General features: G+C 71.5%; 13 protein-coding genes. 3 read left to right on the top strand and 10 right to left on the bottom strand.

Annotated features, from left to right (window positions below; translation table 11 throughout):
• The first annotated feature begins 466 nt into the window (after positions 1-466).
• On the top strand, positions 467-3,028 hold the full coding sequence (locus ACWDD9_RS43485; protein WP_449814754.1) for a Helicase associated domain protein: 2,562 nt from the start codon (positions 467-469) through the stop codon (positions 3,026-3,028).
• 114 nt (positions 3,029-3,142) lie between these two features.
• Here ACWDD9_RS43485 and ACWDD9_RS43480 read toward each other — a convergent pair whose 3' ends face one another.
• Both ACWDD9_RS43480 and ACWDD9_RS43475 read right to left on the bottom strand, forming a co-directional pair.
• Positions 3,143-3,571, bottom strand: coding sequence for a hypothetical protein (locus ACWDD9_RS43480; protein WP_049650139.1), 429 nt, complete (start codon positions 3,569-3,571; stop codon positions 3,143-3,145).
• Positions 3,572-3,704: 133 nt separating this feature from the next.
• Positions 3,705-3,863 (bottom strand): hypothetical protein, encoded by a 159-nt coding sequence (locus tag ACWDD9_RS43475; protein ID WP_159028372.1) that lies wholly within the window; start codon positions 3,861-3,863, stop codon positions 3,705-3,707.
• A 115-nt stretch (positions 3,864-3,978) separates the two neighbouring features.
• On the opposite strand from ACWDD9_RS43475, the gene ACWDD9_RS43470 reads away from it, so the two are divergent.
• Positions 3,979-5,622: a hypothetical protein gene (locus tag ACWDD9_RS43470; protein ID WP_449814753.1), complete on the top strand. Its 1,644-nt coding sequence runs from the start codon at positions 3,979-3,981 to the stop codon at positions 5,620-5,622.
• Between the two features lie 292 nt (positions 5,623-5,914).
• On the opposite strand, the gene ACWDD9_RS43465 is transcribed toward ACWDD9_RS43470, so the two are convergent.
• A complete protein-coding gene (locus ACWDD9_RS43465) occupies positions 5,915-6,445 on the bottom strand; it encodes a hypothetical protein (RefSeq protein WP_449814752.1) in 531 nt (176 codons plus the stop codon).
• A 100-nt stretch (positions 6,446-6,545) separates the two neighbouring features.
• Between ACWDD9_RS43465 and ACWDD9_RS43460 the strand changes: the two genes are divergently transcribed.
• Positions 6,546-8,135: an ISL3 family transposase gene (locus tag ACWDD9_RS43460; protein WP_449814751.1), complete on the top strand. Its 1,590-nt coding sequence runs from the start codon at positions 6,546-6,548 to the stop codon at positions 8,133-8,135.
• Here ACWDD9_RS43460 and ACWDD9_RS43455 read toward each other — a convergent pair.
• From ACWDD9_RS43455 to ACWDD9_RS43425, 7 genes are all read right to left on the bottom strand, one after another.
• A complete protein-coding gene (locus tag ACWDD9_RS43455) occupies positions 8,122-8,679 on the bottom strand; it encodes a hypothetical protein (protein ID WP_449814750.1) in 558 nt (185 codons plus the stop codon). The genes ACWDD9_RS43460 and ACWDD9_RS43455 overlap by 14 nt on opposite strands.
• 349 nt (positions 8,680-9,028) lie before the next feature.
• Positions 9,029-9,583 carry a hypothetical protein gene (locus ACWDD9_RS43450; RefSeq protein WP_449814749.1) on the bottom strand — a complete coding sequence of 185 codons (555 nt, stop codon included), beginning with the start codon at positions 9,581-9,583 and terminating at the stop codon, positions 9,029-9,031.
• Complete coding sequence (locus ACWDD9_RS43445) at positions 9,580-9,888, bottom strand: hypothetical protein (protein ID WP_449814748.1); 309 nt, start codon at positions 9,886-9,888, stop codon at positions 9,580-9,582. Before ACWDD9_RS43445 ends, ACWDD9_RS43450 begins: the two co-directional genes overlap by 4 nt.
• Positions 9,885-10,214 carry a hypothetical protein gene (locus ACWDD9_RS43440; RefSeq protein WP_449814747.1) on the bottom strand — a complete coding sequence of 110 codons (330 nt, stop codon included), beginning with the start codon at positions 10,212-10,214 and terminating at the stop codon, positions 9,885-9,887. The genes ACWDD9_RS43445 and ACWDD9_RS43440 overlap by 4 nt, the downstream gene beginning before the upstream one ends.
• A 58-nt stretch (positions 10,215-10,272) precedes the next feature.
• Positions 10,273-10,437 carry a hypothetical protein gene (locus ACWDD9_RS43435; protein WP_159028370.1) on the bottom strand — a complete coding sequence of 55 codons (165 nt, stop codon included), beginning with the start codon at positions 10,435-10,437 and terminating at the stop codon, positions 10,273-10,275.
• A 221-nt stretch (positions 10,438-10,658) separates the two neighbouring features.
• Complete coding sequence (locus ACWDD9_RS43430) at positions 10,659-11,429, bottom strand: hypothetical protein (RefSeq protein WP_449814746.1); 771 nt, start codon at positions 11,427-11,429, stop codon at positions 10,659-10,661.
• The gene (locus ACWDD9_RS43425) at positions 11,426-12,100 is read right to left on the bottom strand and encodes a hypothetical protein (RefSeq protein ID WP_159028369.1); all 675 of its coding nucleotides are present in this window, start codon (positions 12,098-12,100) and stop codon (positions 11,426-11,428) included. Before ACWDD9_RS43425 ends, ACWDD9_RS43430 begins: the two co-directional genes overlap by 4 nt.
• Between the last annotated feature and the right edge of the window lie 629 nt (positions 12,101-12,729).

Here is a 12,729-nt window from a genome sequence, read left to right as displayed (position 1 = left end):
CCGCTTCGCTCCATGATGCCGATGGGCTGATGCCTGCTCAAGCCGTTGAGCAGGCATTTGGGCTGGACTCACGGCAGGCTGACTGGGGGGAGGGGCGGCGCGCCGGGGGCGCGTGCGGGTCGGCTTCACTCCCGCCAGATTGGTCTAGACCGGGGTCTAGGCCGCGATTTGGGCTCCATTGTAACCGGTGATGCGCTACTCTCGGAGTGTGAGTCACGGCGCCAGTGTATCAGTCTTGCCCTGTCAGGCGATCCCGCCGAACGCAGGGTCTGGACCCGCCAATTCGAGGATTCCCGGGAATTCTTGCACACGACCTGATAGACGCGCGGCCCGCTCACGAATGGGCTCAATATTTAGTCCGGACCGCCCTCAACGGGTTCGTTCGGCGGTTGTATCAGAAACGCACCGTCAGTATTTCCTGCCAGATCCCGGGTCCGGTCCGGGGCGTTCGAGGGGAGACCTTTCTGTGAGCGTGGAGACTTTCCAGGAGCCTGAGGCGATCACGCTGCGGGGGCACCAGGAGGAGGCCCTGGAGGCCATCGTGCGGGGCCTGTCGCAGCGGCCGGGGGTGGAGGTGCCGGCCGGGCTGCGGGTGAACGTGAAGATGGCCACGGGCACCGGGAAGAGCTACGTCGGGGCGGTGGCTGGGCAGCGGATCGCGCCGCGGGGCTCCGTCCTGGTGGTGGTGCCGACCCTCGACCTGCTGCTGCAGATGATCGGGTCGTGGCGCAGGGCCGGCCGCGCGGGCGAGATGTACGCGGTGTGCTCGCTGGAGGCCGGCGAGCTGCCGTACGGCGTGGAGCGCTCGACGAACCCGGTGCAGATCGCCTACTGGCTCAGCTCCGCGGCCCGGAGGCACCGGCCCGTCACGCTGTTCGCCACCTACGCCTCCACCGGAGCCCTCCAGGACGCCTACCAGGTCGACCCCGCCCTGATGGGCGGGCCCGTGCCCCCGCTGGACCTGCTGCTGTGCGACGAGGCGCACCGGTCGTCGGGGTCGGTGGAGAAGACGTGGACCGTGGTGCACGACCAGGGGGCGATCCCTGCGGTGCGGCGGCTGTACATGACGGCGACGCCGCGGGTGTGGGCGCCGCCGAGGTCGGTGCGGCGGCGCGAGGGCGCCTACCAGCCGCTGGAGGAGGGCCTGCTGTGCTCCATGGACGACACCGCGATCTACGGGGAGTGCGTGTTCGACCTGGGGCTCCAGGCCGCGGTCGATCAGAAGCTGCTGGCGCCGTTCGAGATCGTGGTGCTGGAGCTGCGCGACCCGGTGAAAAACCGTGAGGCGGCGCGGCGTCAGCCCCTGCCGTACGGGCCGGGGGTGGGCGAGGACGAGGAGGACGACCAGGTCCACCCCGAACGGGTCGCCGCGATGCAGGCCGCGCTGATCAAGACGATGGCGGAGCGGAAACTGCGGCGGGTCATCACATTCCATACCCGCACCATCGAGGCCCGGTATTTCTCCGAGACGCTGAACCAGACCGTGGAACGCCTCAATGGCGAGGACCCGGACAAGTATCCGGAGGAGTTCTGGTCGCAGTGGATTTCCGGGGAGCACCCGACGGATTTCCGGCAGGAGGTCATCGGCGGTTTCGGGACGGCCGAAAATGAAGGACTTCAGCACGCTGTCCTTTCGAATTGCGTCGTCCTGGGCGAGGGAGTCGATATCCCGAGCGCTGACGGGGTGCTCCTCCAGGGCCACGGCTCGATGGTCCAGAACATCCAGCGGATCGGCCGGGCCGTCCGTCTCGACCCCGACAACCCGGATAAGGTCGCGTCCCTTCTTGTGCCGGTCTTCCTCAAGGACGACGAGGAACCCGACGATTTCCTGGAGTCGGACTCCTACGCGCCCCTGGTCAAGATCCTCACCTCGCTGCGGGCCCACGACGCCAAGGTCATCGAGAACCTCGCCGTCCCCCAGCAGGGCGGCCACCGCACCAGCGGGCGCAGCGCCGAGGCGGTACAGCCGCCCGGGCTCACGGGGCCGGGCGGGAAGCCGTCGTTCAGCTTGCCGGTGCGGTTCCTGACGCCGAAGGACCCGGATTCTCTGGCGCTTTTCGTGCGGACCAGGGTACTGACCGGCGAGGGGCAGTACTGGCGTGAGGGGATCTCGCACGCCAGGGCCTGGCACCAGGAATTCGGGAATCTTGAGGTGCCCTATTCGGCGATGACCGGAAAGGAGGGGAAGTTCCCGCTCGGGAAATGGCTTTCGGACCGGCGGGTGGAGTACGCGGCGGGCGATCTGGCGCCACACCGGATCGACATGCTCGACGCGCTGGGGATGGTGTGGTCGGTGCCGGACGCGCGGTTCGAGGCCGGCCTGGACTGGGCGCGGGTCTGGGCGCGCGAGCACGGCGGCAGCCTGGCCGCGCCCGCGCGGGCGTCGATCGGCGGCTACCCGATCGGCACCTGGCTCTCCGCCCTGCGGGCCGCCGCCCAGGTCCCCGCCGACCAGGCCGGGGCGCTCTCGACCCACCGACGCCGGCTGCTGGAGGAGATCGACCCCTGGTGGTGCCCCACCTGGCCGATCACCTGGCAGCGCACCTACGCCGCGGCCCGCCGCTGGTGGTTGGAGGCCGACGGCCGCGTCGACTGGGCGCAGCTGCCCGGCGACGTCGTCTTCGAAGGCGAGCCCCTCGGCCGGTGGGTGCAGGCGCAGCGGGCCGGCTGGGCCGAGCTCGACCAGGAGCAGCGGGACCTGCTGACCGCGATCGGCATCGAGGAGGACCAGGAGCTGGTGGCCGCCAAGGCCGCCGCTGAGGCGAAGCCGAAGCTGTCCCGCATCGACCGGTTCCAGCAGGGCCTGGCCGCGCTCGCCCAGTTCGTCGAGCGGGAGCGACACCCGCGGGTGCCCCGCCCGCACAAGGAGCCGGTGGAGGCCGTGGAGGCCGGCCCCGGTGGCGAGGAGCAGGTGGTGGTGTCGCACTTCGCGCTGGGCACCTGGCTCAACAACCAGAAGGCACGCCGGGCGAAGCTGACTGTGGGCCAGCTCGCGCAGCTCGCCGAGCACGGCGTCGAGTGGGCGTAGCAGGCCGTCCCGGCCGGGCTGACGTCGTGGGCTGGCGGTAGGCCGCCGGGGCTCTGAGGAAGCGGGGGAGGCCGTCGCCCTGCGGATGACGGCCTCCCGCGTTCGCCTCGTTGGTCAGCTGGTGCTCAGGGCTCCCAGTGACCAGGCGACGATCTGGTCGAGGCGGCCTCGCCAGGGGTGAGGATTGCCATGCGGGATCAACTCGTTCGCGCTGAGGTACTGAGCCTTGGTGAGGTGGATAAACTGGGGTTCGGCGTCGTCGTCCGTCTCCCCGTCGTCATCCGTCTCCTGGTTCTCCTCCTCGTTCTCGGCGGTCTTGGTCGCCAGCGACTCCGCCAGGTTCTCGAACACCTCGTCAAAGAACGCGGCGGCGGGTGTTCCTTCGAGCTGCCGACGGTAGTCGTTGGCCCACTCACGGCCTGAGACCAGGTTGCCGATCACCACACCACCTGTGGTGGTCAGGGTGACGCTGACGGAGAAGTCCAGCTTCTCAACGGACCGGATGAGGCCTACCAGGACCGGATCGGATTTCAGAGCGCTCATCCCTGCATCGTAGGCGCCGGGTCCGACACAGGCCGGCCTGCTTGTAGAAGCACGGTCAGTCTCCGCTAGGTCTCCGGGCGTCCGCCATCTTCGCGGTGAGGGCGTCCTGAAGTGTGTGCAGGCGGCCGTGCGTTCAGCGCTCGTCCGGCTCGCCCAGGCTCCAGCCGCTGACCGCCGAGGCCGGCCCGCGCAGGCTGTCCGGCGGCGTCGGGGCGGTCCGGGTGGTCCGGCCCGGACGGACGTTGACGTCCTTCTTCAGGTACAGGAACCGCGGATTCGGCGCCCGTGGCACAGTTCGCGAGCGCGGCGGCCGGCCGCCAGCCGATCTGTGCCCGGAAGAGCTCATGGTGTCGGTGGACAGGAGCACAATGTTGCGTAGGTAACCCTTTCAGCCCATTGGGAGCAGAATGGACAGACGCCTTATCCAGACCGCGGTTGTCGGATCCCCGTACTCCGACGAACCGGCGATCTGCCCGGAGGACCCGGAGGAGCTGACCGCCTTCCTCAAGGAGCACGCCGGGGCCACCTGGTGGTGCGGCGTGAACCTGCCGGGCGGCTGCGGCCGCCAGCTGATGACCCGCCTGTGCCACGACAAGATCTGCCACTTCGCGCACTACCGTGCCGTTGGGGACGACCGCGGCACGCCGTGCGGGCGCCTGGCCCGCGGCAAGGACGGCGCGGACCACCTGTTCATGAAGGCCGACCTCGCGGCCTGGCTGAAGGCGCAGGGCATCGGCGTCACCTTCGACTTCCCCGAGCCCCGGGGCTCCGCCATCGTCTCCGACCTCGCCGACGGCCGCCGCCTCCTGGTCCACCTCGACAGGACCCAGCCCGTGAAGTGGGACGATGTCGAGGTCACCGAGTTCCTCCTCGGCACCGGGGTCCTGATTCCCCCAGACCGCCTCACCGCCCGCGGCTATGTCCACCGCATCCGCTACGAGGGAGAGCGGGACGGCCGCCGGCCGCTGATCATCGGCACCCAGAGGCCCGACCGGACCGACTGGTCCGACCTGCGCACCCTCATCCTCACCGCGCAGGGCTTCGCCCCGGCCGACCGCCCCGAGACGTCCCCGGCCGAGCAGGCCGCCACCGACGGCCCCGCGTCGCCGGGGCACGCGGGTGAGCGGCGGGCGATCGTCACGGTGACTCGCTCCGACACCGCGGCAGCTACCGCCGCCCGCAACCACGAGGTGGCCCAGGCCGCCGTCCGGAACCTCAGCTGGGCCGGTCCGGAGCGGCTCCGCGACGCCCTGGCCACGGTCGAGGAGCTGCTCACCCAGGACCAGAGCGTGGAAGACCGCCGGAACCTGGGCGAGGCCTTGACCGCTGGCCGGCGGCGGCTCACCCTGCAGACCCGCCGCCGCACCGAGGTGATGGTCCGGCTGCGCCGGGCCGAGCCCGGCACGCTTTCCCGGGAGCTCCTGGAGGAGGCCCGGCAGCTGACCTCGGATCCCGGCGCCTCGGAAGAGGACCGCGCGCTGGTGGCCGAACTGAGCGATCAGTACCGCGTCGAAGCCGAGCAGCGCCTCGCGGATGCGCGGCGACAGCGGATTCTGGCCGCGCAGCGGGAGCAGGAAGCGCTCCAGCAGCAGCGGGCCGAGCTCCGCCAGCGCCAGGATGAGGCCCGGGCCGAGCTGGAGGCCGCCCAGCAGGGGACGAGGGGCGCTTCCCCGGCCGTGCCCCGGCGGCGCGAGGCACCGAAGGCGGCCGCTGAGTACGCCGAACTCGCCAAGCCCCTGCTCGGCGCGCTGAAGAAGGCAGCCCGGGAAGGGGAGACCCGCACCTGGGAGTCCGTTGCCGACCGGACCGGCACCAAGCGCCTGCGGCAGCTCGGCCACCCGGCGAGGGTCGAGGTCCTCGTGATCGCTGAGAGCGGGACCCCCGCCCACCGGCCACTGTGGTCGGTCGTCTTGGCCGCCGGCGGCGGCCAAGAGGCACTCGCGATCCACCGTGCCGTCTGCGAACGGCTGCAGCGCCCCCTACCCGACGCCGACGAGGCCCTCCGTACGCGCCTCGACGAGGAGCGGACCATCCTCCAGCACGGCTGGTAGGGCTCACGATGTCCGGGGTTCCCCAAAACAAGGGGACCCCGGGCATCGGCCACCGCACGTAGACCCGGCCCCGCACCGGGCAGTTGGAAGCCTTGGGCGTCGGCTGGTAGGCGAGGTCGGGCCGGGGTGGTGTCGTGACGGTGCCTGCGGCGCAGCGTCGGCCCGCCCGGACGCGCCGCGTCAGGCCGGGGCGGAGGGGACAGGCCTGACGGCGGCGGCCAGGCGGGGGCGAGCCGAGACCGGCGAGGGCGAGCCGGCCGGCGGGGGCGAGCTGGCCGGCCGGGCAGTGGCACTAGAGCGACACTCCGAGGCGCGCCCACTGCGCGTGGACCTCATCGAGCGCCGTCCGGTGGTGCTTGCGGCGTCGACCCAGCGTCATATCGGCCGCCGCCTCGCGCACCGCCGGGCCGTCGAGTTCCAGCACCACGAGCAGCGACTCGAGGTCGGCCGCCATCTCGGCCGGCGACGGGTAGTCCAGCTCCTCCCCGAGCAGTTCCAGGGTCGCATGCAGCGCGGGCCGCGGGTTCGTCTCATCCTCGGCCGCAGTACGCAGTACGCCGGTGACGTCGCGTAGGGCGTTGAGGGCCCAGGCGGGCAGGGGGTAGAGGACGGCTCGGGTGGCGGTGTCCGGTGGGGTGTTGGGGAGGTCGGCCGTGAGGTCCTTGAGGAGGTCGGCGGCGATGTCCAGAGTCAGGGCCGGGAGAGGGTAGTCGTGCGGGCGGGTGCGGGCTGCGGCGGCGGCCAGGCCGAGGACATCCGCGAGGTAGGGGGCGGGCCGGATCCAGGCTGGGGTGCCGGGCAGGATCCTCGGCAAGTCCAGCACCAGTGATGACGCTCTCTGAATTTGGCTCTGACCGGAGTTCCGTGAAATCCCAGGTCAGTGGCATGCATGCAGGATCGTTTCCCTGCGGGATGACCTGCGCGTGGCTCTCCGCTCGATCGAAAATGTGCTGTTCCCCGGAGTCGATGTTGAACTGGAACGGCTGACCGCCGACCCAGGGGCCGTGCTGGTGGAGGTGGCCGCGTGCGGCCCGCCGGCCCGTTGCCCAAGCTGCGGAAGCCCGGGAAGACGGAGGCATTCCACCTACTGGCGAACTCTTGCCGAACGCCCGCTGGCAGGAAGAAAGTTGGCGATACGCCTTCGTGTGCGGCGCTACTTCTGCGATCGCGCCCGGTGTCGGCGAACGACCTTCGTCGAGCAGGTCCCCGGACTGAGCGAGCGCCACCTGCGTTCCAGCATCGGGCTGAAACAGTGGCTGCGGGACGTCGCCGTCGAGCTGGGCGGCCGGGCCGGCGAACGGCTGTGCCACAAGCTCAGCATCGCCGCCGGCCGGACCCGCCTCCTCGGGCTGCTGGAGGCGCCCGAGGTTCCGGAGCGGGCGCCGCGGGTGCTCGGCGTCGACGAGTTCGCCTTCCGCAAGGGCCGCACCTACGGGACCGTCCTCGTCGACGTCGAGGCCGGCCGCGTCGTGGACGTGCTCCCGGACCGCACCTCGGAGACCTTCGCCGCCTGGCTGCGCGAGCATCCCGGCGCGGAGATCATCTGCCGCGACCGCGCCACCGCCTACACCCGGGCGATCAAGGAAGCCGCACCGGACGCGATCGAGGTCGCCGACCGCTGGCACCTGCTCCAGAACCTGTCCGCCGCAGTCGAGAAGACCTGCCACCAGCACCGCTCCTGCCTGCGCAAACACGTCGAACAGGAAGAGCCGCCGCCCGAACCGCCGACGATCGACCTGCCGCTGCTGCAGCTGCCCCGCACGCCGATCATCGAGCGAACCCGGGGCCGGTACGCGGACGTGCACCGGCTGCTGGACCAGAAGTGGACGATCAGCGCCATCGCCCGCCACCTCCGCCTCGACCGCAAGACCGTCCGGAGGTTCAAGACCACCCCACTGGACGAACTCCTCGCCTCCGCGCAGGACTTCGGAGCCGCCAGACGCGGCCTGATCGACCCGTTCAAGCCCTACCTAAACAGCCGCTTCACCGCAGGGTGCACCAGCGCCCAGCAGCTGTTCCGGGAGATCCGCGAGCGCGGCTACCAGGGCAGCGTCCAGGTGGTCCGCCGCCACGTCGCCTCCCTTCGCGAAGGAACCGCCGAACCCGTCCGCGCCGACATCCCCAGCCCCCGCCGGATCACCTCCTGGATCATGCGACCGACCGGAACGCTCACCGAGCACGAACAGGAGAAGCTGCTGGGCGTCCGGATCGCCTGCCCGGACATCGCCAGGGCCTACGACCTGGCCCGATGCTTCCACGACCTCATGACGAACCGACTCGGCAGCCTCCTTCCGGAGTGGATCCGCGAGGCCGAGCAGGACGCCCCCGCGCCCGTCCGGTCGTTCGCCGGCTTCCTCCGCCAGGACCTCAAGGCCGTCACCGCCGGCCTCACCCTCGAATGGAGCTCCGGCAAGGTCGAAGGCAACGTAAATCGGATCAAAACGCTCAAGAGAGCCATGTACGGCCGGGCCTCGTTCCGCCTCCTACGGACCCGGATCCTCACCCGACCATGAGCATCACGGAACTCCGGTCAGAGCCAATTTCGAAGATCCTCATCACCAGCGGGCTCGTGCGAACCGGAGCCGTAGTCGCGACGGTGCGCCGGCCGCGGCGCCAGGGCTCGCCGCCGGGCGGCAGGAAGACGCGGCCGGGCCGGGTGCGCAGGTCCTCGTACTCGGCGGCGGCCAGGTGGCGCAGCAGGGTGTCGAGCTGCGCCGGGGTGTGCCGGCCGGGCGGGGCGGCCTCGGCGACAATCAGGGCGGCGTCGAGGTGCCCGGCGATCTCGGAAGCCTCCGCGCGCCAGGCCGGGTTCGTGCTCCGCTCCTGGACGTTGGCGCGCAGTCGGTCGACCCAGGTCCAGTGCTCGCCCTGCGGCCAGGGGGTGATGAGCCAGCGGCGGAAGAAGTCCTCCTCCATGATCTGGGTGGCGGGGCGGTGGTCGAGCATGGCGCCGCATGCGTGGTGCTCACGGTCGGCGTCGTCCCGCTGTCGCAGGAGGTGGAGCCCCCCGAAGTCCCGGGCGAGGATCTCTCCGTGGTGGCGGCAGGAGTAGATCACCCATCGGAGGCGCGGGGGGCGGTGCCGGGTCTGCCGGGCCGTGGCGTGGGTGGCGGGCGCCGGACAGTGAGTGAGACGGCGGACGGTCGGCGGCACGGGGGCTCCTGGGTCGGCGGGGCGTTGCTGCGGGGGTACCCGGCGGGTAGTACGGCGCGATCACACAACCCGCCAGGCCGTCCTGACGGCGCAACCGGGACCAGCCCGACGCGGGCCCGGCCGCGCCGATCCAGTACGCGTCCGGCCCGCGCGGTGGGCAGGTGGGTGGCTACCGCGTCGGGGCCAGCGGTCTGCCGCATGCCCGGGCCGCCGGGCGGGCTACCGTCCGGCGTGGCGCTGGGTACCGCCGCGCCTACAGCTGGACCCCGAGGTGAACCCACTGCGCGAAGAGCTCGGTGAGCGCCGTCTCGGTGCCGGCTTGCCAGCGGTCCAGGGCCAGGTCCGCGGCCGCCGCACGCACCGCCGGGCTGTCGAGGGCCAGGACCCCGACCACCGGCTCCAAGTCCGCCGCCATCTCGGCCGGTGTCCGAACACTCGGGTAGTCCAGGTCCTCCCCGAGCAGCAGCAGCGTCGACCGCAGAGACGACTCCGCCCCGTCCCCGGCCGCGGCGTGCAGCGCCGCGAGGACTTCCCGCAAGGCCCTGAGAACCCAGGCGGGGAGGGTGTAGAGGACGACCGGGGGCGCGGTGTCCCGTGCGACGGTGGTGAGCTCGGCTGCGATCTCGCCGATGGCCTCGCCCGCCGTCTCCAGGGTCAGGGCTGGGAGAGGGTACTCGTGCGGGCGGACGTGGGCGGCGGTGGCGGTCAGGCCGAGGACTTCGGCTAGGTAGGCGGCGTTCTGGATCCAGGCCGGGTTGCCGGGCAGGATCCGGGGCAGCTCCAGGCCTGCCGGGCTCTTTGTCGTCACGGGGCGAGTATCACGGTCCTGTGTCGTCTGGCGGGCGGTTCCGGCGAAACCCCTCCCCTGCCGGGGACGCTGCGGTATCCGGTGGGGCCGGGTGCCGTCCTGGCCGTCGTCGCCCTGATCGTGGCCGGCAGCGCCGGGGGCGGGCTCCAGCGCACGGTGCGCTGTTCGATTCCATACGGGGTACCGATGGTCACCCAGACGTCGTCCCCGGCAGCGGCACCGGGGGGAACGGCGTGGTCGGCGAAGGCTTTGAGGGCGTCGGCGAGGTCGGTGACGGCGGCCTGGCTGTCGTTGCCGGTGTTCACCAGCTCGCCGGGCCGTCGGGGTCGGTGGGTTGCGGGGTCTGGCGGATCGTGTCGCGGTGGTGGAGGTACCAGCCCCAGTCGTCGAAGCCGGGACCCCACTGGACCAGGGCGACCCAGGTGGTCGAGCCCTGATGCAGGCGCCAGTTCTCGATCCGGCATGGCCGCCACCGGCCGCCGAGACGGATCTCGGCCCAGCGCCAACGGGGCTCGGTGGTCCAGCAGCGGCCGGGGCCGGACATCAGCGCGCGCGGCGCCCGCTCGGCGTCGCCGTGCTGGTACTCCGGGTGGCCGGGGTGGGAGCGGGAGAACGGAACAGCGCTGGTCACACCCCCACCCTAAATCGAACAACTGTTCCCATCAAGCGACCGGGCTCGCACACGGCGGTCAGGGCCGGCGGTGGACGAGGACCTTGAGCACCTCCCGGGCGTCGCGGCGGCGGTCGGCGGTGCGGGCGAGCACCGCGGTGACGGCCGCGGCGGAGACGGCGAGGGCGTACCAGCAGGCGCTCGCCGCGGTGATGAGGGCGGCGTGCTGGAGCACTGTGGACATGGGGTTGCTCCGGTGGGTGTGGGCCGGACGTGATCGTCGACAGGTAGCGGAGGTGGCGGCCCGGTGGGGGCCGACCCGGGTGGCGGCGCGGCCGTCGGCGGCGGACGTTGCCGGGGTCCGGGGCGCGGGCACCTGGGGCGTTCCGGGGCGGGTTGGGTTCCCGGCGGTGCATGGCGGGCGGATCGGCCCGCCGGACGAAGGGCGGCGGGCCGATCCGCGGTTCAGTGGCTGGCGAGCTGTTCGATCTGGGTGGCGAGGCGGGGGCCGGGACGTCCGGCGACACCGTCGATGACGGGCGCGTCGCCGGGGCCGGCGCGGACCACCAGGCGCTCGACCTCGGGGGCCAGCTGGTCGGTGGGCTCGGCGTTCTCGGGGCTGGTCCACGGCACCAGGTGGGCGGGCAGGGCGCGCATGTAGCCGACCATGTCCGGCACGCCGGGTGGAATGGTTCCGACGCCGACGGGGCGGTCGAGGAAGGAGTGTGCTTCCTGGAACCAGCGGATGGCCTGGTGCAGTTCGCCGCGCTGCAGGTGGAGCAGGTAGACGAAGGTGGCCGAGAGCTGGTCGCCGGCACCGGCGGCCATGCCCCACCAGAACGCGGCGGAGGCGGGGTGGCCCGCCAGGTACAGCAGGCAGCCGAAGATCTGGAAGCCGGCGATCTCGGCGTCGATCTCGCTGACGTCTATCGGGTGCTGCAGCTGGGCGGGCCGGTCGTTGACCTCGTCCTGCTCGGCGAGGTCGACGACCGTGGCCAGGGCCTCCTCAGTGAGGACGGAGCGGACCAGGGAGTCCAGGCCCAGGCGGGCGCGGGAGTGGTGGGCCCACCAGGCGGGCTGCTCGTATTCGCCGCGCCGGTGCGCCGCCAGGTCGCGGGCGATGTGCCGGATGACCCGGGGGTAGTCGTCGGTGGTCCTGCGCTGGGGGCGGGCACGGGCGAGGAGCTGCTCGACCCGGCCGGGGGCCATCGGGTCGGTGGGGTCGGGGGCCGTCACTGGCGTCCTCCTCTGGCACGGTTCTGGTGGTCCTCGAAGAGCCGGTGCGGGGCCAGGTCGTCGCCGAGGAGTTCCTTGGCACGGCGCAGGTTCCGGTCGACGGTGGCCGGGTGGACGTTGAGGATCAGGGCGGCGAGCTTGCTGGTGAAACCCATGACCTGCTTGATCATGACGGCGGCGAACTCGCCGCGGGTCAGCGGCTTCATGGCGTCGTGGAAGGCCCCCAGATCGCTGTAGCGGTCGTGCAGGAGCGCGAACATGTCCTCGATCAGCCGCCTCGCGGTGTCCAGGTCCCGCTGCAGGCGGGGGTCGCGTCCCATGCGGTAGGCCGCTTCCAGCACGGCCGCGCCCAGCACTTCCCAGATCTCCTCCTCGGCGTTGCGCGAGGAGAGGATCTGCTGCCAGTTGGCGCCCAGGTAGACGGTGACCTCGTGGACGACCTTCTCGGCCGCCGGCAGCGACTGGAGGACCTCCTCCGCGAAGCGCAGCATCTCGGGGCGCTGGCCGAGGATGTAGCCCTCGAACTCGACGCCGACCTCGGCGCCGACCACGTCGATGGCGTCCTCCAGGGCGAAGGTGTCGGGGAGAGCGGACACCGCGTCGGCCGCGGTGGCGGGGTCCCACAGCGGCGCGTCGTCGGCGCCAGTCACCCCCGGGGAGTCCTCGCTCAACGCTCCTCCCCGCTGTGCGGCGGGTGGCCGACGCGCGACTTCGCGCCCCCCGCACACCGCCGGGGGCCACAGGCGGTGTGCGGGGGCCGCAGGTGCCGGAGCCGGTAGTGCGTACAGCTGTCCATGTGCTCGTTTCCGGTCGGATTGCGGCGCTCGTTGCTTCGCCGGAGCCGTCTTCGGCTCGCTTCCAGCTTTCCGGCACAACCCTCGGATTCGCGCACGAGATCCGAACGAATTTTACTAAGAGATCACCCATGGTTGCTTGGCGTAGTCGGCGTGGCAGTCGGCGGCGTCCCCCATGAGGGCGCCAGCTTGGCATATGCCAATAGCTCAGTTGATATGATCAGTAACTCACTGTAGCTAAAGTGGCACACATCACACAACATGCCTGTCAGGAACCGGGTTTGACTGCCCATCGGGCCGCCGAGGCGCAGCCGCCGGGAGCACGGGCAGAAACGGTCAGCCCGACCGGGTCGCGTGCCGCCCCAATCGCCGCGCCCGCGCACCGTCCCCCGGCTACAGGGGTGTCCCTGGCCGCCTAGATGAGTGAGTCCGATTGCTGGGCTGGCCGCGACCATGACGAAGGGTGCCCGTTGGTTGGTTTGTGAAGACGAACCTGGACACCCTTC

It is taken from the genome of Kitasatospora sp. NPDC001119, from assembly GCF_053598475.1.
Note: the sequence above shows the minus strand (reverse complement) of the source record. Positions and strands in the feature narration are given on the sequence as shown.